The organism is Pseudomonas fragi (assembly GCF_002269505.1).
Lineage (GTDB): Bacteria > Pseudomonadota > Gammaproteobacteria > Pseudomonadales > Pseudomonadaceae > Aquipseudomonas > Aquipseudomonas fragi_D.
Genome location: NZ_NQKQ01000030.1, coordinates 1 through 19,094 on the forward strand (window position 1 = coordinate 1; position 19,094 = coordinate 19,094).

Here is a 19,094-nt window from a genome sequence, read left to right on the forward strand (position 1 = left end):
TCGGTACTCAAGTGTTTGTATTGGGTAGACATGGCAACACCTTACATCAGGTGTTGCACTTGTTCCTTGAGACCGCCCTGTTGAGCCCTGCTGGTAGCTTGTATGGCGTCATAGTGAGACTGCTGGGGGGTGCGTTTGATCTCACGACTAATGGTGCTGGGGTGACGGCCTAGCAAAGCGGCAATAGCCCGCAACGTCTGTTGTTGAAATAGCATCACCATAATGGTGACGCGCTCCTCGGTACTCAAGTGTTTGTATTGGGTAGACATGGCAACACCTTACATCAGGTGTTGCACTTGTTCCTTGAGACCGCCATCCCTTTGCCCATGACTCCGGTGCCGATAACAGCTACCGAGTATAAATTTTCAGGCGTATCCATATGCGCAGCTCGCTCCAATGTAGAAATGTGGGGTGCATCATAACGAATGCCGAATATTGGCAGGTAGTGAAAATGGGTAAGCGTGCGAACTGAACCCTCTTGTTGCTTTTCAGACTTTCTGATTCGCTTCTGGTTTTGTAGCCATATCGAAGGGCTGCCCAGCTTGATATGACATCTACGATCACGGCGTGCGCTTTTGCACCTGCGCTGCCTTCGGTTAAGACCGCACACACAGGGTGCCTCAACGGGTCAAAATATCCGAGCCCTGCTGGGTCTATCGAACCAGCAGGGTTGCCCGATAAGGTAAAGATAAGCCAGTGTCTGTTCGCTGCAAATGGTCATTGGCTTATTATTGTCTCTGTGGACCTGAAAAAGCCCGCATTGGCGGGTTTCAGTGTGTTGCTGGAATCAGGTGCTCGGTTGGCGGTTTTGCCCAGGCAGGCTTCAGCCGATCAGCTTGGCTGTCGACATTGCGGACGACTAAACCCGATCGCTGGTTTGGCAGCGATAGGCCCAGACTATTCCCCGCTTCAGGCATGCGCAAGTGAAGGTAATTCGTTCGGATGATTCGCGAGATAGAAAGCGAAACGTCGTAGGAAAGCCCTGATTCTGTATGAGTAAGCTAGCGCAGATAGTGTGCAGAGGCACCTGTTCGTTTGTCTGAAGCTACAAGAAACTTCAGTTCTCATCAGTCACTTGAGTTTGCAGTTTTAGCACCCGTATACGCTGTATACATTCACAGCGCTACGTGCATTGAGGCTCAGGCGTGTACCGTCAGCCAGGCTTGCCAGTCACTTTTTTCCTGATCACTGACTTCACCCGAGGACAAAACCGCGTACCACTCGGCAGCCTCTTGCTGGGCGGGCGCCGCTGGCGGGCAAGGGGTATCCATCAGAGTCGGTCCTGAGCAACCGCAGTCATGCACTGTAATAATGCGCGAGCGATGTATTGGCGTACCGAACTTTGGGATACGCCCAGTTGCTCGGCGATTTGACGATGGGTAAGCCCCTCGAGCTGACAAAGCAGAAACGCCTTGCGCACCTTGTACGACAAGCCATTGAGCAGGGTGTCTAGCGCATGAAGTGTCTGTAGCAGTTGTAAGCCATCTTCGGGCGAAGGCATTAGCGCTTCAGGCAACTGGGCCAGCGCTTCAAGATAGCTCTGCTCCAATTGGCGCCGACGTAGCAGGTTCACAAACAGGCTGTGGGCGATCGTCACGAGGTAGGCCAGCGGTTGCTCTACCTCTGTCAGTGCACGCTTGTTCAATACCCGCACAAAAGTGTCCTGTGCCAGATCTGCTGCCACTTCCGGACAGCCCAGGCGTTGATACAGCCAACGCCGCAGCCACGTGTGATGTTCACCATAATGGCGCTAAACAATGCAGTGTGCCGGGCGTCGCTCATCCAGGATTTCCATAAATTTGACCTGTAGAACGGCCTAGGGTCGGTTCAGCGAGGGACATGGATAGACTTTCCGCAGGAGTGTGCTGTCGTTTTATAAATAGGAATGATTATTACGTGCGCTTGTGGAGGATGGAAACACACTGCTGGCAATCAGCAAACAAAGGGCCTTCGGGTGCTTGGCGTTTTCCGGGGGATTACCGACGCGTCAACGGCGATTCTGGAAGGTCACGGCACACGAGGGTTCCTGGCGTTGAAAGGCGTATTCCATGTACTGACGTTCGTGCGGGTTAAGTACAAAGCTTTGAAAGTTTCGAATTGATCTGACAGTTACCGGATGTTAGGTGGTAACTGTCAGGTGCAATCAAGCCAGTTTGCTTTGGTGTGCCGGACTCGTTTCCCGTTGGAAGATAATACGCTTGGCAAACGACTGCTATAGCTCTAACTAACCCAAGGCTCGGTTTTACAATCTGCGCAGTAAAAAGGCAGAGATTTAACCCTAGGAGCACGCAGGAGAACAACGCCTCGACTTGCGAAGAGGTAAGCGCTAGAGTTTAGGTCTATTGTGTTTTAAAGTGTAACAGTGGATGGCTGTAACTATATAATGATATCCATGCGCGGCCCGAGGCCATCAACCATTAAAGAAATATTGGCTCGTATATCGCAACGTGCATTATAAAGATTGATGACAGCTCTCAGTTCCCGATCAATGATGTCTCGCGCTTCCTCTCTTTTTTCACAGTCTGTTTGCGCTGTGAGTGTCACCCGGCCGGAAAAAGTGGTTTCGACTGTGGTCAGCTTGGTCCAGTCAGGGTTATCTATATTGGCGATGGCTTTTCTGACTTTGTCAGCTGCTTTGGCTGCACTGTCAGTATCTCCTGTCGGAGAAATCGAGTAAGTGAATAGGAAGTGGTATTTTGTCATTTGATACGCCCTTTTGATAGAGTGTTTTAATATGCCATGCGCTGCGCATGGCTTATGCAGACAATAACACTTGAGTTGGAAGGGGAAGTGCAGTCATTCAGCCTGTTTTGATGAAATAGTGTGTGTAATTGTTTGCTTGTCAGGTTTGTAGTTTGTTACCGGTTTTTACATTTAAATGATGGCTGTGCATTGTTCGGTGGCGATGAAGTTTGATTGGCTGTAATGGCCGGCAGTGTTTAAGTGCTTTCACGCTCGATCAACAGGCATTCCAGCAGGTTTAAACGCTGCAACTCGTTTTCCAGCGGCAGTACGCCGAGGCTTTCCAGCACCCGCGTCGCCGCCATTACACCGATTTCCAGGGCAGGGGGTTTGAGGGTGCTCAAACTCGGCAACAGCATCTGGGCAAATGGATAATCGCCAAACCCGAGGACTGCGCAATCTTCGGGGATTCTCAGCCCCGAGCGTTGTCCGGCCAGCAACCCGCCCGCCGCGAGGTTGTCGTTGGCGAAGATGATTGCATCCGGTGGGGAGGGGGCCTGCATCAGTGTTTCCATGGCCTGTTTTCCGGCTTCAAAGGGTGCCAGACCCACTTGCGGGGCAAAGACCCACGGCTGCAGGCCCAACTCGTGCGTACAGCGGATGTAACCATCGCGGCGCTCCAGCGCACTGAAATCCCCGGCACTGCTGTTCAGCACAAAAGCAATGCGCCGGTAGCCTTTACCATGCAGGTAACGCGCGGCTGTCGCACCCACTTCAATGTGGGAAAAACCGATCTGCACAGGCCCGCGCCCGGGTTGGTAGTCCCAGGTTTCAATCACCGGTATGTCCGCTTCAGCGATCATTCTTTCGGTGTCCGCGCTGTGGAAGTGACTGGTCAATACCAACGCCGCCGGTGACCAGCCGAGAAATGCGCGCACTGCGCTTTCTTCCTGTTCAACGCTGAAGTAACTCGATGCCAGCAGCAGTTGGTAACCGTAGCGGCTGAGGGTGTCGCTGAAACCCTGGATCGTGTTGGCGAAGATCGGCCCGGATATGTTCGGGATCACCATGCCAATGATTTTACCCCGAGCAGAAGCCAGCCCTCCGGCGACCAGGTTGGGCACATAGCCCAACTGTGCGACCACGGCAGCGATGCGCTCGCGCAGCTCTGGCGATACGTGCTCCGGCTGGTTGAAAAAACGCGAAACGGTGATGGCTGAAACGCCGGCCTGTTGCGCCACGGTATTGAGGGTCACGCGCCCGGCACCACGGCGTTTACGGGGTAAATGGTCTCTCAACGTGCAACCCTCTAAATAACAAAAAGATATATAAAAGTGGTATTTAGGTATTTGACGGCATATTGGACTGTTACTGATACTAGCGATGTTAGCGCTAACAACGCGCTTTGTCTGCTACTCGCTCGAGCGAATGCCCAAGACACATTTCAGCCGCTGTGGTCGTAGAACGGCAGCGGTTCAGGGCACATTTTCGAGCGGGTAGACCATGCGTACTTTTCCTGGGGCAACAAATACTCTGGCACACTCGATTCATATTGCCGGGTGGTTATCTACCGGTCTGGCCGTGTTTGCGCTTGGCAATGCGGTTGCTGCCGACAGCAATGAGCAGGCGATTACCCTTGATGCCGTCACCGTCAGTGCGACCCGTCGCGAAGAACCACTGCAAAAAGTCCCGGTGGCGGTTTCCGTTGTCGACGGTGAACAGCTGGAGCGAGACGGCCGTAACAGCGTATCGAGCATCGTCCAGCAAGTGCCGTCACTGAATTTCCGTACCGGTGCCTCGAACAAGGACACCTCGTTGTTTGTGCGTGGCGTGGGCACGATCTCGACTTCACCGGGCGTAGAGCCGACCGTGGCGACGGTGATCGATGGCGTGGTCTACGCGCGCCCGGGGCAAACCACCCTGGACCTGCTGGATCTGGACCGGATTGAAGTCTTGAGAGGCCCGCAAGGTACGTTGTTCGGCAAGAACGCTTCGGCCGGGGTGATGAATATCATCAGCCGGGCACCGAGTGCTGAAACCCAGGGTTATATCGATCAATCCTACTTCAGCGGCAACGAAAGCCGTACCCGTTTCGGCCTTGGTGGCAGCCTGATTCCAGACACCCTGACAGGCTCGGTCACGGCGTTGTTCGGCACCTATGACGGTAATGTCGATAACGCGTACAACGGCCAGGAGGTCAATGGCTATAACCACAAGGGCGCACGGGGCAAGCTGGTGTTCACACCCGACGATGACCTGACGCTCACCGTGATCGCGGACTATATGCAGTCCCATGACGATGCGCCCAATGGCGTGGTGGTCGAGGCACTGACGCCGGGTTTTGCCAATGCGCTGGGCCCGGTGTGGGCATCCAGCGACAACCGCAAGATCAACACCGATACGCGTTCGCGGGTGGATGACATCAATAAGGGCCTCTCAGCCCAGCTTGACTGGAACCTGGGCGATTACACCCTGACCTCGATCACCGCGTGGCGGGGTTGGGACAATACCCAGTACCAGGATGGCGATCGTCTCAGCACCGTGACCGCCGATTTCCCTGGCTCTGCCGACCAGGGCGATTTGACGTTCAACCAGTATTCTCAGGAGCTGCGCCTGGCCTCACCCAAGGGTGAGTTTCTGGAGTACGTGGGTGGTCTGTTCTACATGCACGGCAAGGACGATGAAACCTACCGGCGCACGTTGACCACACCTGCCAGCGTCAACACCGGGATCGCCGATTACAGCACTACCAGCGACAGTTACGCGGTGTTCGGTGAAAGCACGCTGAACTTCACTTCGTCTTTTCGTGGCATCGCCGGCCTGCGCTGGACCCATGACGATCTGAAGTACGATCACCGCCGGGTGTCCACTTCGGCCACCGCCGTCACCGGCATCCAGCCGGGCACCAGCAGCTCCGGGTCAGTGGACGAAGACGGCTGGTCAGGACGGCTTGGTCTGCAATACGACCTGAGCGACACCGTCACCACTTATCTGACCTATTCCCGTGGTTACAAAGGCCCGGCCTACAACGTGTTTTTCAATATGCAGCCCCGTGATACCGACGCTCTGAAACCTGAAACGTCGAATAACTGGGAGTTGGGGATTAAAGCCACGTCCTGGAACAATCGCCTGACCACCAATCTGGCGGTCTTCCATAGCCAGTACGACAACTATCAGGCGAACTTCTTCGACACTGTGGCCGGGCAGGTGGTGACCCGTCTGATCAACGCAGGCAGCGTCAGCACCGAAGGCGTCGAGCTCGATTACGCTTTGCAGGCGACCCGGCAATTGAAGTTTTCCGGCGCGCTGGCGTACACCCATGCCCGTATCGACAAGTTTGGCTGCCCGGCGGGCGCTGCGGCGTCCTGTAACGTCAATGGCAAGCCGCTGCCGTACAGTCCTGACTGGAAAAGCTATGTGCGCGCCGACTACAGCATCCCGCTGGATAACGGTATGGATGTGGAACTGGGGACCGACTACAGCTGGCAGAGCGAAGTGCAATACGACATCAGCCAGAACGCCGACACCAAACAGGGCACCTACGGAATCTGGAATGCCAGCATCGCTCTGGCTGATTACAACAACGGCTGGCGCGTAGCGCTGCTGGGTAAAAACCTCGCGGACAAATCCTACTCACCCATGCTGGCCTCCGGCGGAACTTACATCTACCGCGCTGTGCCACGGGACGACGAACGCTATTTTGGTGTGCAACTGCGCAAGGACTTCTGACCATGTCTCGACAGCTCAAACTGGGGGCTTTTCTCATGGCCGGCGGGCATCATGTCGCCGCCTGGCGGCACCCCGAAACACCGGCCGATGCCGGGCTCGATTTCGCCCATTACAGACGCCTGGCGCAGATTGCCGAAGCCGCCAGGTTTGACGCTTTGTTTGTTGCCGACAGCGTCGCCGCGCCGAGGGACGAGATTGCCAGTCGTATGGCGCGCTCGACGTATTTTGAGCCCCTGACCTTGCTTTCAGCCCTGAGTGTGGTGACCGAACATATCGGCCTGATTGCCACGGCGACCACCAGCTACAACGAGCCTTATCATGTGGCGCGCAAATTCGCCTCGCTGGATCACCTGTCCGGCGGGCGGGCGGGGTGGAATCTGGTGACGTCGGACAACGCCGCCGAAGCGCAAAATTTTGGCCGTGAGCAGCACATCGGGCACGCTGATCGCTACAGCCGCGCCCGCGAGTTTCATCAGGTCGTCACGGGGCTGTGGGACAGTTGGGAAGATGATGCGTTTATCCGCGACAAGACCAGCGGCGCCTATTACGACCCCGCCAAGTTGCATGTGCTGGATCATCAGGGTGTGCACTTCCGGGTCAAAGGCCCGCTCAACGTTGCGCGCTCGCCGCAAGGGCAGCCGGTGATTGTGCAGGCCGGATCTTCCGAGAGCGGCCGCGATCTGGCGGCACAAACGGCGGAGGTGGTCTTCACGGCACAAACCTCGCTGGCCAATGCCCAGGCGTTTTACGCGGATCTCAAAGGCCGTTTGAGCCAATATGGCCGCAGCCCTGACGCGCTGAAAATCATGCCCGGCGTGTTTGTCGTGGTCGGTGCCACCGAAGCGCAAGCCCAGGAAAAATTTCAAACCTTTCAGCGACTGGTCGAGCCTGAGGTGGGCGTTGCCTTGCTCGGGCGCATGCTCGGCAACTTTGACCTGTCGATGTATCCACTGGACGGGCCGCTGCCTGACTTGCCGCTCACCGACAGCGGTCAGCAGAGCCGGCAGAAATTGCTGACCGAGCTGGCAGGCCAGGACAATCTCAGTCTCGCCGAGCTGGGCAGAAGAATTGCCGGGGGGCGCGGCCATTACACGCTGGTCGGTACAGCGGTGCAGATTGCCGACTGCTTGCAGGAATGGTTCGAGCAAGGTGCAGCCGATGGCTTCAACGTGCTGGTGCCGCACCTGCCAGGAGGTCTGGAAGATTTCGCCAACGCCGTCGTGCCCGAGCTGCAACGGCGGGGGCTGTTCAGAACCGAATACGAAGGCGGTACCTTGCGTGAGAACCTGGGGCTGGCGCGGCCTGCAAACACACTCACACAGCGTCGACATCCCTCTGCAGACAATCAGGAAATCGCTCAATGACTTACATCGCAGCTGACAACCGTTACGACGCCATCCCTTACCGCCGCGTGGGCCGTAGTGGCCTGGTGTTGCCCGCACTGTCCCTTGGTCTGTGGCACAACTTCGGCGACAGCACACCGATCGACACCCAGCGCGCGCTGTTGCGTACCGCGTTCGATCTGGGGATCAACCATTTCGACCTGGCCAACAACTACGGCCCGCCCTATGGCAGTGCCGAGGTCAACTTCGGCCGCCTGTTGCGTGAAGACTTCAAGCAGTACCGCGATGAACTGATCATCTCCAGTAAAGCCGGTTGGGACATGTGGCCGGGGCCGTACGGGCAGGGCGGCGGCTCGCGCAAATACGTGCTGGCCAGCCTCGATCAGAGCCTGCAACGCCTGGGCGTGGACTATGTCGATATCTTTTATTCCCACCGTTTCGACCCCGACACCCCGCTGGAGGAGACCGCCAGCGCCCTGGCCACGGCGGTGCAGCAGGGCAAGGCGCTGTACATCGGCATCTCTTCCTATTCAGGGGTGAAAACCCGCGAGATGGCGGCGCTGCTCAAGGAATGGAAAGTGCCGCTGCTGATCCATCAGCCGGCTTACAACCTGCTCAATCGCTGGGTGGAAAAGGACTTGCTGGAGGCCACCGAGGAACTGGGTACCGGGGTGATTGCCTTTACCCCGCTGGCGCAGGGGCTTTTGACCGACAAGTACCTCAACGGTGTGCCGGCGGATGCGCGGGTCAATCGGCCGGGCGGCGGTTCATTGCTGCCTTCACATCTGAGCGAAGCCAACCTTGCGCAGGTGCGTGGGCTTAACGAAATCGCCAGGCGTCGTGGTCAGAGCCTGGCGCAAATGGCATTGGCCTGGACGCTACGGGATCCACGGGTAACGTCAGCGTTGATCGGTGCCAGTCGGCCAGAGCAAATCATCGAGAATGTCGGGGCCTTGAATAATCTGCGGTTTAGCGCTGAGGAGCTGGCGCAAATTGACCGGTTTGCCCAAGAGGGCGGGATCAACCTGTGGGAACGACCGTCGACGGCTGAGTAATTGCCAGTCCGACTCACCTTTACTCCCAGGCTTTAACGACGAGATTACGATGAAATTCCTGAACGTTTTTATGGCGGGATTAGCACTGATCAGTCTGGAAAATCCGGTCATGGCAGCAGATCCGGCAACCCTGAGAATTGGCTACCAGAAAGGCTCGATTGCTCTGTTACTGGCCAAAGAGCACGGACTTCTGGAGAAGCGTTTTGCGCAAACGGCGGTGCAGTGGATTGAGTTTCCTGCCGGGCCGCAGATGCTCGAAGCGCTCAACGTCAATGCGCTGGACATTGGCTCAACCGGGGACATCCCGCCGTTATTCGCGCAAGCGGCAGGCGCCGATCTGGTTTATATCGGTGCCGAGCCACCCAAGCCACAAGCGGAAACCCTGTTGGTGCGCGCTGACAGCCCGCTGCAAGACATCGCCGACTTGAAAGGAAAAAAGGTCGCCTTTCAACGCGGATCCAGTTCACATAACCTGATTTTGAGGGCGTTGAACAAGGCCGGATTGAGCTATCAGGACATCCAGCCAGTCAACCTGCCTCCGGCGGATGCGCGGGCCGCCTTTGAGCGGGGCAGCGTCGATGCCTGGGCAACCTGGGAGCCTTACTCGTCGCTGGCCTTGAGTCAGGGCAATGCCCGGGTGCTGGCCAACGGTGAGGGTCTGAACCTGTCAGGCCCGGTCTACACCGCCCGGCGCGCCTATGCACAAGCCAATGGTGCTTTTGTCCATGCAGTGCTTGATCAGCTTACTGGCGCTGAAGCGCTGACCCGCAGCCAGCGGGAAGAAAGCCTGAAGGTGGTGAAAAAATACATGGGCCTGCCCGACGCCGTGATTGCCAGCTATCTGGATAATCGGCCGCCTTCGCCGGTGCTGCCCATCGATGAAAGCATCATCAACGCCCAACAAATGACGGCCGATTTGTTTTATCAGAACCAGCTTCTGCCCAAAAAAATCGTGGTGCGTGATGCGGTCTGGCACGAGCCAGATTGAGCACAGATATGACCTGATTGCAGAACACCCAGACTGTTCTCGACCTGTTCCGCCAGCCTCACAGGGCTCCACTGAGGGTGATGATGCGCAATGGGGCTGGATTTTCACTACCTGATACGCCGCCACGGCGGTAATCTCGCTGAGCGCCGCTTTGGTTTATACCTCTGCTTACATACCTGCCATTTCCGGGGTCTCCATGGATAGAATCGCCTTCAAACCGCTCCTCCTTGCCGCCGGCCTTCTGGCGTTTATGCCAATGGCCCAGGCTGCCAGCACGCTGGTTTACTGTTCAGAGGCCAGCCCCGCCGGCTTCGACCCCAGCCAGTACACCAGCGGCACCGATTTTGATGCCTCCGCCGAAACCGTATTCAATCGCCTGACCCAGTTCAAGCGCGGTGGTACTGAAGTGGAACCTGGTCTGGCAACCGGTTGGGATGTCTCCAAAGACGGCCTGGCTTATACCTTTCACCTGCGTGACGGGGTCAAGTTCCATACCACCGATTTCTTTACCCCGACCCGGGATTTCAATGCGGATGACGTGTTGTTTACCTTCAATCGCCTGCTGGATGCCCAGAGCCCGTTCCGCAAGGCTTACCCGTCCGAGTCGCCGTACTTCACCGATATGGGCCTGAACAGCACGATCAAGAGTGTCGACAAGCTTGATGATCACACCGTGCGCTTCAACCTCAATAACGTTGATGCCGCATTTGTGCAAAACCTGGCCATGAGCTTCGCCTCGGTGCAATCGGCCGAATACGCGGATCAACTGCTCAAGCAGGGCAAGGCCGAAGAGATCAATCAGAAACCGGTGGGTACCGGGCCGTTTGTGTTCAAGCGCTACCAGAAGGATTCACAGATCCGCTACGTCGCCAACAAGCAGTACTGGAAGCCCGAGGATGTGAAACTCGATAATCTGGTCTTTGCCATTACCCCTGATGCGGCGTCGCGCCTGCAGAAACTCAAGGCCGGGGAGTGCCAGGTCAGTGGCTACCCGCGGCCGGCGGATATCGAGGTGATGAAGCAGGACCCCAATCTGCGCGTGCTGCAGCAAGCCGGGTTCAACCTGGGCTTTCTGGCCTATAACGTGACGCATCCGCCGCTGGACCAGCTCAAGGTGCGCCAGGCCCTGGACATGGCTATCGACAAGGCGGCGATCATCAAGGCCGTGTATCAGAGTGCCGGGCAATTGGCGCAGAACGCCTTGCCACCGGCGCAGTGGTCTTATGACCCGACTATCAAGGATGCCCCCTACGACCCGGCCAAGGCCCGGGCGCTCTTGAAAGAAGCCGGGGTGGCACCCGGTACCACCATCAACCTCTGGGCGATGACCGTGCAACGTGCCTCCAACCCGAACGCACGCATGTCGGCACAGATCATCCAGCAGGATTGGGCCAAGGTCGGCATCAAGGCCAATATCGTCAGCTATGAATGGGGCGAGTACATCAAGCGCGCCAAGAATGGCGAGCACGACGTGATGATTTACGGCTGGACGGGTGACAACGGCGACCCGGATAACTGGCTCGGTGTGCTCTACAGTTGTGCGGCGGTCAAGGGCAGCAACTACGCCAAATGGTGCAACCCTGACTACGACAAGCTGGTGCAGCAAGCCAAGCTCAGCAGCGACCGCGAGCAACGCATCAAGTTGTATCAAGAGGCGCAGAAAATCCTCAAGGAACAGGTACCCATTACACCCATTGCCAACTCGACGGTCTTTCAGCCCTTGCGCAAGGAAGTGACCGACTTCAAGATCAGCCCCTTTGGCCTGACACCGTTCTACGGGGTGGGTCTGGATAAGTGACAACAATGCCTGATCAAGTGCCCGAGAGGCCTTGATCGGGTTTTTTAATACACAGGGACGTTGCGGTATGTATCAATGATTTTGGTAGTTGAAGGCATCAGCGCCAGCGGTAAAACCACGTGGTGTACTCAGCAGGGTGGGCAGCATGTGATTGCTGAACACGGCCGTATGGACGGTGTGCCGGAGCGCGCCAGCGATCCCGTTGCGGCCGCAGTTTTCTGGGCTGAGCGTAACGTCGATCGCTGGCAAGCCGCGTTGGCCATGGAAGCCAGCACTTCGTGGGCGGTGTGCGACAGTGACCCGCTCAAGCTTCACTACCTGTGGTGCCTCTGGCAGATCGGCGAGGCCAGCACAAACGACTGGCTAACAGAACTGGACGCTACCCGCGACACCGTCGCACAGGGGCGTATCGGCTTTGCAGACGCCTACATTGTAAGGGCCATAGACCCGCAACTGGCGCGGCAGCGGGCCCTTGCAGACACTACCCGGCGCAGGAGCAATTTCGAGTTGCACGTGCGGCTGCAGCAAGCGTTGCTGAGCTGGTACGCAGCGATCGAGCAGGTGCTGCCTGGCAGTGTGCAAGTGGGCTTTCCTGCAAAAATGCCCGCTGTGCAACCCCGTGATGACAGGTACTCGTTGGCGGCCTTTGACCGGATGATCGCGTTGCTGCCCGGTAAGTAATCAGCGCTAACGCAACAATCCCCACCACGCCCGGTCATTTACTCGCGTGCTTCAAACGCCGCAGCGTATTTCACTACTCCGACAGGCACCTCGCCGGCAAAGGGCAGGGCCTGGAAGTATTCGGGGGGAACGCCGGGCAACTCAAGGCCGGGGTGGGCTTTAAAGCCGAAGCGGCCATAATAACCGGGGTCGCCCAACACGACGCAACCGGCAGCGCCCAGGTGCCGCAACTGTTCGAGTGCGGCCTTCATCAATGCCGAGCCAATGCCCTTGCCCTGACAGTCAGGCCTTACGCTGATCGGTCCCAGGCCATACCAGCCGGTTACCCCGGATGAAATGCTGACAGGGGAAATGGCAACATGCCCGAGGATTTCGTCTTGTTCTACCGCCACCAGGGAGATGCTCAGTTGTCCGGTGCGCCGCAGCGCATTGACGATGAAATGCTCGGTGTGGCTTGAATGCTCTTCGTTGCGGAACGCCGCCTCGGTCAGGCGACTAATCGCTTCGATATCTTGCGGGTGCTCGTTGCGCAGGGTCATGTTCAACGTTTCGAAATCCATAAATACCCTTGGTCCAGTTGGCAAATGGCTGCCAACGTTATGGGTACCAGTCTAGGCTGCAAAGTAGATGACGCAGGTTAACTTTTGCTTAAACCGGGGGCAGGATATGGATATCTCGATTTATCGAATGCAGGGCCTTCTGGACAACGCCTACGCACGCGCTGCGCCGCTTGCGGTGTTCTTTAACGGCAAGCCGGTCGGGCGCGTGGAAACGGGTGAAACGTTGCTTCTGAGCCTTGCTGATACTGCGGGTACATTGCAGGTATTCCTGCTTGAGTCCGGCAATGTGCCCTATATCGGCCAATATGCTTATGACAACATGACCCCCAGCAACAGCCTGGAGATCAGTGCGCAGCACGAGGTTCAGGCGTTCTCGGTAAGGACGCGTGCCTGGGTGTTTTTTGATGTGCTGGATCTGGGGTTTTTAAAGGCGCTCAACAACAGGATTCTGCTACTAGAACCTTGTGTGCACAAGAACGGCAGCCCATGCCGATAACGCGATCGACATAAGGAAATATCAATGATCAGGACACTGCTCGATACCGATCTGGGCGCTGCCAGCGCGTTGTGCATGCGTTCGTTCATGCAAGCGGTAGCGCCATCGTTATCGGCTGCCGGGGTGGCCACATTCACAACCGTGGCATCGGTTGGAGGGTTTGTGCAGCGCGCTATGCAGGACAATCTGCAGTTGGTGTTTGCCGATACCGACGGCTTGAAGGGCGTCGCGGAACTGAAGCAGGGGCGCCACGTAGCGCTGCTGTTTGTCGACCCGCACTGCCAGCACCAAGGGGTCGGCGAAGCGCTGCTGGCGGCGCTGATTGAGCAGGTGCGCACCCCCGTGCTGAGCGTGAGTGCTTCGCTGCCTTCGATACGTTTTTATGAGCGGTATGGCTTCAAGTGTTCAGGGGAGGTGGACGAGTCAGCGGGGCTGGTTTACCAGCCGATGGAGAAAGCAATGCCGACAACGTCTATGCCGCCGGCAGGCTGATCCATACCCTGTGCTTATTCATGTGCCTGGCGGCTATCACCCGGCGCCTGGGCCCGATCCTCAAGGCTGTAGTCGCGCACCACGTGGGCAATACGCAGATGGTAGTCAGCGAAAACCTGCGTGCGGCCCGCGCACTGGGCTGCGCGATGCTGCTCAAGGCCGCGCCAGCGCTTGACCGCTTCCTCATCGCGCCAGAATGACAGTGAAAGTACTTTGCCCGGCTCACTCAGGCTTTCGAAACGCTCGACTGAGATAAAACCGTCCAGCTCTGCCAGCAAGGGTTTCAGTTCACCTGCAAGGTCCAGGTAACGCTGATAGTGCGTCTCGTGAGGCCATGCCTCAAAAATAACGGCGATCATAGGGCACCCTCGAATTGCGGGATACGGCCATTCAGGGAGGGCAGGTAATGCCAGCGCAGTTGTCGGGCAGATGACGGCGGCGGGTGTTGTAACCACAGTCTGATCGCCTCACTGGCGATGGTCAGTGCCAGTTGCTGGCCCGGACACTGGTGCCTTCCCGAGCCGAAGCTGAAGGTTTTTGGATGAGCCCGGTCAAGCAGGAAACTGTCGGGCGCCGGGTTCGCTGCGGGGTCCCTGTTGGCCGAAGCGAGCACCACCACAAGGGAATCGCCAGCTGCCAGGGTGCAGTTGGCGATCACGCATGGCCTGGCGACGAAGCGTCGGGTGTTCTGCACGGGCGGGTCGTATCGCGCCGTTTCTGCTACCAGCCTTGCGAGGGTTGCGGGTGCAGTTTGCACGGTTTCAAGCAACTCAGGGCTGCGATGCAGCGCGATCAGCGTGTTGCCGATCAGGCCTGCGCTGGCTTCGCAAGTCTGGGAGAGCAGGCCAATCAGGTTGGCGACCAAGGCGTCAGGGTCTGCCCAGGTCGTGGCGCGGCAGTCGCGCAAAATATGGCTCAACACGCTGCTGGCGTTGGCGTCATCACTCAGCAGCGTATTGAAGCTTGCACTTAGCCGGACTGCCCCGGCATGGGCTTTGGCGAGCTGAGGCCCGTTGCTTAAGGGTGACAGGCAGGCAACAAAGTCCCGCGTTCGCCTGACCACATCCCGGCACTGATCAGGGCTAAAGCCCAGCAAGGTGGCAATGACGTAAACCGGTAGAGTGAACATCAGTTCATCCAGTTTTTTGGCCGGGTTGTCGAGGGTGGCGACCAGGCCGGTCACAATGTCCGCCAGGCGTTGCGCTTCGACACTGGCCAATGCCGGCGCGATGGCCATTCGCGGGCGAAGGTGTGACGGGCCTTCATTCATCCGCATCATCTGCGCAAAAATCTGACCGGCGGCCCCTGGCGCAATGGGCGCTGGAACCGGTTCGTGCAGCGGGCGAACCCGGCAGTCGGGATGGTCGAGAATGGTCTCGACCACATGGGCGCCGCTGGCAATCCACAGGTGCAGGCCAGCATCGAAATATAACCCCCCCTGTTGCCTGAGTCGGGCGTAATAAGCGTAGGGATCGGCATGGGTGGCAGCTTCAAAGGGTGTCATTTCGCGCGTCCTGTTCACAAAGAACGGCTACTATCGAACACCCTTGATCTCGACGATTCGCTCTGGAGCGAAATATGCCCGCTGATAGCCATGACCTCGCCATTTCACGGGTGGCCGGCGCAATTGCCGAACCAGCACGCACTAAAATGCTCTGCTCGTTGATGGACGGTCATGCCCGCACCAGTACCGAATTGGGCGTGATCGCCGATGTCAGCGCCTCTACGGCGAGCGCTCATCTGGCAAGGCTCAGGGCAGATGGCCTGATAAGGTTGCATACCCAGGGCAGGCATCGCTACTACAGCCTGGCTGATGCGCAAGTGGCCAGGGCGCTTGAGGCCCTTATGGTGATCAGCCCGAATGCGGGCGCAGGTTTTGTGCCCACCACCCCCGGGCGCTTGCAGTTTGCGCGTACCTGTTATGACCATATGGCGGGCACATTGGCGGTACAGCTGCATGACTACTTTATCGCCTCGGGCTGGTTGACTGCAGCGGCTACCGGCCGTGGCTTGTATGAACTTACGGCGAGTGGCGAAAGCGCTCTGGGCGAGCTTGGCCTTGATCTGCAAACAGCAAAGTCACAACGCCGTCGCTTTGCCTGCTCATGCATGGACTGGAGCATGCGCCGCCCACATCTTGCCGGTGCCCTTGGCAGCGCTTTTCTGCAGATGGCCCTGCGCCGCAAATGGCTGGTCCAGGACCTCGACAGCCGGGCGCTTGCAGTGACGCCCAAGGGGCGTAAAGCGCTGGCTGACCAATTTGGTCTGCATCCTGAAAAGCACGATGATGCGTTATCAACTGCACAGGGCAGGGCTGTGCACGCAATTCATGGGGCTTTCTGACGCTTGTCCGTGGAAGTTTGATTGCGTCCCGGGTTTATCCGGTTGAGGCTGCGTGGTCTGACCGCGGCCAGTTTTTTCTGAAAGGTTGAGCATTCAATATGGCGGGGCGCAGGGCAGGCCGCCGCCCTGCGCAGCTCGTCGCGTATCGCGCTCAAGCGCTGGATGGTGCGATCAAGCTCGTCAGCCTTTTCGGCCAGCCGCTGGTGATCAATTTCAGGCTGACCGTCTGCGTTTAACATTGCGGCGATATCGTCCAGTGAAAACCCCGAACACTGCCCCAGCGCGATCAATGACAGGCGCTGGAGTACATCTGCATTGAATACACGGCTCAGGCCCCGACGACCTGTGGAGCGGATCAGCCCTTTTTCTTCGTAGTAGCGCAGGGTTGAGGGCGGCAGGCCGCAGCGCCGTGCCACTTCACCGATATCCATTTCTTTCATGCTTGACCTCAAGTCGACTTGAACTTGCAGACTGCTCTGACCAAGCCGTTAAAACAGGCTCAAAGCAGAGGGAACAACATGCAAACAAGTGAGATGGTACTGCGTATTCTGCTGGTTGGCGTGGGAGCCACGTTGATCATGGATGCAGGCGCTTTAATTCGCGCGCGGGTCTTTGGCATCGCGTCCCTGGACTATGGGCTCGTCGGTCGTTGGCTGGGGCACATGCTGCAAGGTCAGTTTCAGCATGCCGCGATTGTGGCTGCGCCCCGTGTCAGGCATGAGCGCCTGACCGGCTGGGTGTTTCATTACCTGACCGGTATTGTTTTCGCCATGCTGCTGGTGGGGTTCAAGGGCTTGGAGTGGCTCAGTCATCCCACGCTGATACCTGCATTGGCCACTGGCCTGATCAGCGTGGTGGCCCCGTTCTTTATCTTGCAGCCCGCGTTCGGCCTCGGCATTGCGGCATCCAGGACGGCGGCTCCGCGCGTGGCGCGCCGGCGCAGCGTGATTACCCATCTGACATTCGGCCTGGGGCTTTTTGTGGCCGGGTGGCTGGTGCTGTTGTTCTATCCTGTACAGGCGTGATCCCGGCCCGACAGCGATGCGCCCATGAGGCACGCAGGCGTCTGGCCTGCCCAATGCTGGCGCATCCGTCTTGCACCAAAAACTGACCTGGCCGACCTGTCTGGAAGCATTGTGCCGCATATGTTTTGCGATTTTTCCCATATGTCCCGTTTTTTCTCTCGCCTTTAATTCTTGGCATACCGCTTGCTCAAGGACATCACCGGGCGCAGACATTTCTGTGGTCGGGCGATGACCCATGCCGGGTTGTTCGTCAGTCATTGCCTGCGTATTTCCCTTCGATGCAAAGGACTGGTCATGCAAGAGAAAGCAATGGTTGTGAGCCGACGCAAAGTACTCAACTGGATCGGCGTGACAGCAGGCGCCGCTGCGATGTATCAAGCGATGAGCTCATTGGGCTTTGCCGCAGAATCAAATTATCAGCGTGATTTTGCCTTGAGCGGCGCGCCCAAGGGCACTCGCGTCCTGATCCTCGGTGCAGGCCTGGCCGGCATGACCGCCGCTTACGAGCTGCGCAAGGCCGGCTATCAGGTCAAGGTGCTGGAGTTCAATGCCAAGCCGGGCGGGCGTTGCTGGACGCTGCGTGGCGGTGACCGCTTCACCGAGCTGGGCGGCGCTACCCAGCATTGCGAATTTGACAAGGGCCTGTACCTCAACCCCGGCCCGTGGCGTATCCCTTATCACCACCATGCCGTGCTCGATTACTGCCACAAATTCGGCGTCGCCCTGGAACCCTTTATCCAGGTCAACTACAACGCGATGGTGCACTCCACCAAGGCATTTGATGGCAAGCCGCAGCGCTATCGTGAGGTACAGGCCGACTTTCAGGGGCATGTGGCCGAGTTGTTGAGCAAGGCGGTCAATCAGCACGGCCTGGATCAGGCGCTGACCCGGGAAGACCGCGAACGCCTGCTGGAAGTGATGCGCAAATGGGGCGCGCTGGACGCGAACAATGCCTACAAAAAGTCCCTGGAGACCAGCATGCGTCGTGGCTTTGCCGTGGACGACGGTGGCGGCCTGATGCCTGAAGCAGTGCCCTCCGAGCCGATCGACTGCAAGGCACTGCTCGACTCCAATCTGTGGCAAAGCATCGCCAGCGGCCAGGAATACGAATTCCAGAGCAGCATCTTCCAGCCGGTGGGCGGCATGGACATGATTGCCCAGGCCTTTCAGAAGCAGGTCAATGACCTGATCCACTACAACGCCAAAGTCACGCGCATCCAGCAAAACGACCAAGGCGTGACCGTGACCTATCAGAACAGCGACGGCAGCGGCGGGGCACAGCAGGAACAGGCCGACTGGTGCGTATGTACCTTACCGCTGTCGATCCTCGGGCAACTGCCGGTTGATGTCAGTGCACCGATGATGAGCGCGATCCGCGCCGTGCCCTACGAGTCTTCGATAAAGGTCGGACTGCAATTCAAACGCCGTTTCTGGGAGCAGGACGAGCATATCTACGGTGGCATCAGCTACACCGATACGCCGATCAGCAAAATCAGCTACCCGAGCACCGACTATGGCAAACAGGGCAAGGGCGTATTGCTCGGTGCCTATATCTGGGGGCCGAACGCTTATGAGTTCACGGCCATGAGCCCGCAAATGCGTGTGCAGAAAGCCGTTGAGTACGGTACCCAGGTCCACGGGCAATACCCGGCAGAGTTCGAAAACGGCATCGCCGTCGGCTGGCACCGTGTGCCCTGGACCAACGGCTGCTACGGCCTGTGGACCCCTGAAACCCGCCAGCAGCATTACAAAAACCTGTGCCAGATTGACGGTCGCATCGTCCTTGCCGGCGAGCATGCTTCCTATATCCCGGCCTGGATGGAGGGCGCGATCCTGTCCTCCCAGGATGCGATCAAACGTCTGCATACCCATATCATCGCCAGCGCGAAAGCGGCCTGAGCC

Annotated in this window: 18 protein-coding genes and 2 pseudogenes; 11 read left to right on the forward strand and 9 right to left on the reverse strand. The window is 57.9% G+C overall.

Annotation, left to right across the window (positions count from 1 at the left end; all coding sequences use genetic code 11):
- Positions 1 to 77 precede the first annotated feature (77 nt).
- The 5 genes and pseudogenes from CJU81_RS20510 to CJU81_RS20535 all read right to left on the reverse strand — a co-directional run.
- Positions 78 to 269: pseudogene (locus CJU81_RS20510) on the reverse strand (helix-turn-helix domain-containing protein); the annotation flags it as partial.
- An 870-nt stretch (positions 270 to 1,139) separates the two neighbouring features.
- Complete coding sequence (locus CJU81_RS20515; RefSeq protein WP_095038023.1) at positions 1,140 to 1,271, reverse strand: DUF4880 domain-containing protein; 132 nt, start codon at positions 1,269 to 1,271, stop codon at positions 1,140 to 1,142.
- Positions 1,271 to 1,744 (reverse strand): annotated as a pseudogene (locus tag CJU81_RS20520) (sigma-70 family RNA polymerase sigma factor); the annotation flags it as partial. The gene CJU81_RS20515 and the pseudogene CJU81_RS20520, both read right to left, overlap by 1 nt.
- Before the next feature lie 632 nt (positions 1,745 to 2,376).
- Positions 2,377 to 2,703: a hypothetical protein gene (locus CJU81_RS20530; protein WP_095038026.1), complete on the reverse strand. Its 327-nt coding sequence runs from the start codon at positions 2,701 to 2,703 to the stop codon at positions 2,377 to 2,379.
- Between the two features lie 236 nt (positions 2,704 to 2,939).
- Positions 2,940 to 3,980 (reverse strand): LacI family DNA-binding transcriptional regulator, encoded by a 1,041-nt coding sequence (locus CJU81_RS20535; protein WP_095038027.1) that lies wholly within the window; start codon positions 3,978 to 3,980, stop codon positions 2,940 to 2,942.
- A gap of 205 nt (positions 3,981 to 4,185) precedes the next feature.
- Here CJU81_RS20535 and CJU81_RS20540 point away from each other — a divergent pair, with 205 nt between their 5' ends.
- The 6 genes from CJU81_RS20540 to CJU81_RS20565 all read left to right on the forward strand — a co-directional run bounded on the left by CJU81_RS20540 (position 4,186) and on the right by CJU81_RS20565 (position 12,276).
- Entirely contained in the window at positions 4,186 to 6,411 is a 2,226-nt protein-coding gene (locus CJU81_RS20540; protein WP_095038028.1) for a TonB-dependent receptor, read from the forward strand.
- Positions 6,412 to 6,413: 2 nt separating this feature from the next.
- The gene (locus CJU81_RS20545) at positions 6,414 to 7,775 is read left to right on the forward strand and encodes an LLM class flavin-dependent oxidoreductase (RefSeq protein ID WP_095038029.1); all 1,362 of its coding nucleotides are present in this window, start codon (positions 6,414 to 6,416) and stop codon (positions 7,773 to 7,775) included.
- Positions 7,772 to 8,809: an L-glyceraldehyde 3-phosphate reductase gene (gene mgrA, locus CJU81_RS20550; protein ID WP_095038030.1), complete on the forward strand. Its 1,038-nt coding sequence runs from the start codon at positions 7,772 to 7,774 to the stop codon at positions 8,807 to 8,809. The genes CJU81_RS20545 and mgrA overlap by 4 nt, the downstream gene beginning before the upstream one ends.
- Before the next feature lie 49 nt (positions 8,810 to 8,858).
- Complete coding sequence (locus tag CJU81_RS20555) at positions 8,859 to 9,797, forward strand: sulfonate ABC transporter substrate-binding protein (protein WP_095038031.1); 939 nt, start codon at positions 8,859 to 8,861, stop codon at positions 9,795 to 9,797.
- A gap of 196 nt (positions 9,798 to 9,993) precedes the next feature.
- Complete coding sequence (locus CJU81_RS20560) at positions 9,994 to 11,595, forward strand: ABC transporter substrate-binding protein (protein WP_095038032.1); 1,602 nt, start codon at positions 9,994 to 9,996, stop codon at positions 11,593 to 11,595.
- A gap of 75 nt (positions 11,596 to 11,670) precedes the next feature.
- Entirely contained in the window at positions 11,671 to 12,276 is a 606-nt protein-coding gene (locus CJU81_RS20565) for a hypothetical protein (protein ID WP_095038033.1), read from the forward strand.
- A gap of 38 nt (positions 12,277 to 12,314) precedes the next feature.
- Here CJU81_RS20565 and CJU81_RS20570 read toward each other — a convergent pair whose 3' ends face one another.
- The gene (locus tag CJU81_RS20570; RefSeq protein WP_095038071.1) at positions 12,315 to 12,821 is read right to left on the reverse strand and encodes a GNAT family N-acetyltransferase; all 507 of its coding nucleotides are present in this window, start codon (positions 12,819 to 12,821) and stop codon (positions 12,315 to 12,317) included.
- A 121-nt stretch (positions 12,822 to 12,942) separates the two neighbouring features.
- Here CJU81_RS20570 and CJU81_RS20575 point away from each other — a divergent pair, with 121 nt between their 5' ends.
- Together CJU81_RS20575 and CJU81_RS20580 are read left to right on the forward strand one after the other, a co-directional pair.
- Complete coding sequence (locus CJU81_RS20575) at positions 12,943 to 13,332, forward strand: hypothetical protein (protein WP_141232619.1); 390 nt, start codon at positions 12,943 to 12,945, stop codon at positions 13,330 to 13,332.
- A gap of 24 nt (positions 13,333 to 13,356) precedes the next feature.
- Positions 13,357 to 13,824 carry a GNAT family N-acetyltransferase gene (locus CJU81_RS20580; RefSeq protein ID WP_095038035.1) on the forward strand — a complete coding sequence of 156 codons (468 nt, stop codon included), beginning with the start codon at positions 13,357 to 13,359 and terminating at the stop codon, positions 13,822 to 13,824.
- Positions 13,825 to 13,838: 14 nt separating this feature from the next.
- Here CJU81_RS20580 and CJU81_RS20585 read toward each other — a convergent pair whose 3' ends face one another.
- Positions 13,839 to 14,183: an antibiotic biosynthesis monooxygenase family protein gene (locus CJU81_RS20585; protein WP_095038036.1), complete on the reverse strand. Its 345-nt coding sequence runs from the start codon at positions 14,181 to 14,183 to the stop codon at positions 13,839 to 13,841.
- A complete protein-coding gene (locus tag CJU81_RS20590) occupies positions 14,180 to 15,328 on the reverse strand; it encodes a cytochrome P450 (protein WP_095038037.1) in 1,149 nt (382 codons plus the stop codon). The genes CJU81_RS20585 and CJU81_RS20590 overlap by 4 nt, the downstream gene beginning before the upstream one ends.
- A 74-nt stretch (positions 15,329 to 15,402) precedes the next feature.
- Between CJU81_RS20590 and CJU81_RS20595 the strand changes: the two genes are divergently transcribed.
- Positions 15,403 to 16,167 carry an ArsR/SmtB family transcription factor gene (locus CJU81_RS20595; RefSeq protein WP_095038038.1) on the forward strand — a complete coding sequence of 255 codons (765 nt, stop codon included), beginning with the start codon at positions 15,403 to 15,405 and terminating at the stop codon, positions 16,165 to 16,167.
- On the opposite strand, the gene CJU81_RS20600 is transcribed toward CJU81_RS20595, so the two are convergent.
- A complete protein-coding gene (locus CJU81_RS20600) occupies positions 16,152 to 16,607 on the reverse strand; it encodes a helix-turn-helix domain-containing protein (protein WP_095038039.1) in 456 nt (151 codons plus the stop codon). The two genes, CJU81_RS20595 and CJU81_RS20600, sit on opposite strands and share 16 nt — an antisense overlap.
- Positions 16,608 to 16,685: 78 nt before the next feature.
- Here CJU81_RS20600 and CJU81_RS20605 point away from each other — a divergent pair, with 78 nt between their 5' ends.
- Positions 16,686 to 17,192 carry a DUF2938 domain-containing protein gene (locus CJU81_RS20605; RefSeq protein WP_095038040.1) on the forward strand — a complete coding sequence of 169 codons (507 nt, stop codon included), beginning with the start codon at positions 16,686 to 16,688 and terminating at the stop codon, positions 17,190 to 17,192.
- Between the two features lie 369 nt (positions 17,193 to 17,561).
- Complete coding sequence (locus tag CJU81_RS20610; RefSeq protein ID WP_095038072.1) at positions 17,562 to 19,091, forward strand: flavin monoamine oxidase family protein; 1,530 nt, start codon at positions 17,562 to 17,564, stop codon at positions 19,089 to 19,091.
- Positions 19,092 to 19,094: the final 3 nt, after the last annotated feature.

Excerpts from the sequence above, each read along its gene's own strand:
- CJU81_RS20560 (WP_095038032.1), top strand. The coding sequence starts at position 9,994 with ATGGATAGAATCGCCTTCAAACCGCTCCTCCTTGCCGCCGGCCTTCTG.
- CJU81_RS20600 (WP_095038039.1), bottom strand. The coding sequence starts at position 16,607 with ATGAAAGAAATGGATATCGGTGAAGTGGCACGGCGCTGCGGCCTGCCG.
- CJU81_RS20605 (WP_095038040.1), top strand. The coding sequence starts at position 16,686 with ATGCAAACAAGTGAGATGGTACTGCGTATTCTGCTGGTTGGCGTGGGA.
- CJU81_RS20610 (WP_095038072.1), top strand. The coding sequence starts at position 17,562 with ATGTATCAAGCGATGAGCTCATTGGGCTTTGCCGCAGAATCAAATTAT.
- CJU81_RS20530 (WP_095038026.1), bottom strand. The coding sequence starts at position 2,703 with ATGACAAAATACCACTTCCTATTCACTTACTCGATTTCTCCGACAGGA.
- CJU81_RS20565 (WP_095038033.1), top strand. The coding sequence starts at position 11,671 with ATGATTTTGGTAGTTGAAGGCATCAGCGCCAGCGGTAAAACCACGTGG.
- CJU81_RS20540 (WP_095038028.1), top strand. The coding sequence starts at position 4,186 with ATGCGTACTTTTCCTGGGGCAACAAATACTCTGGCACACTCGATTCAT.
- CJU81_RS20580 (WP_095038035.1), top strand. The coding sequence starts at position 13,357 with ATGATCAGGACACTGCTCGATACCGATCTGGGCGCTGCCAGCGCGTTG.
- CJU81_RS20590 (WP_095038037.1), bottom strand. The coding sequence starts at position 15,328 with ATGACACCCTTTGAAGCTGCCACCCATGCCGATCCCTACGCTTATTAC.
- CJU81_RS20555 (WP_095038031.1), top strand. The coding sequence starts at position 8,859 with ATGAAATTCCTGAACGTTTTTATGGCGGGATTAGCACTGATCAGTCTG.
- CJU81_RS20585 (WP_095038036.1), bottom strand. The coding sequence starts at position 14,183 with ATGATCGCCGTTATTTTTGAGGCATGGCCTCACGAGACGCACTATCAG.
- CJU81_RS20515 (WP_095038023.1), bottom strand. The coding sequence starts at position 1,271 with ATGGATACCCCTTGCCCGCCAGCGGCGCCCGCCCAGCAAGAGGCTGCC.
- CJU81_RS20595 (WP_095038038.1), top strand. The coding sequence starts at position 15,403 with ATGCCCGCTGATAGCCATGACCTCGCCATTTCACGGGTGGCCGGCGCA.
- CJU81_RS20545 (WP_095038029.1), top strand. The coding sequence starts at position 6,414 with ATGTCTCGACAGCTCAAACTGGGGGCTTTTCTCATGGCCGGCGGGCAT.
- CJU81_RS20575 (WP_141232619.1), top strand. The coding sequence starts at position 12,943 with ATGGATATCTCGATTTATCGAATGCAGGGCCTTCTGGACAACGCCTAC.
- mgrA (WP_095038030.1), top strand. The coding sequence starts at position 7,772 with ATGACTTACATCGCAGCTGACAACCGTTACGACGCCATCCCTTACCGC.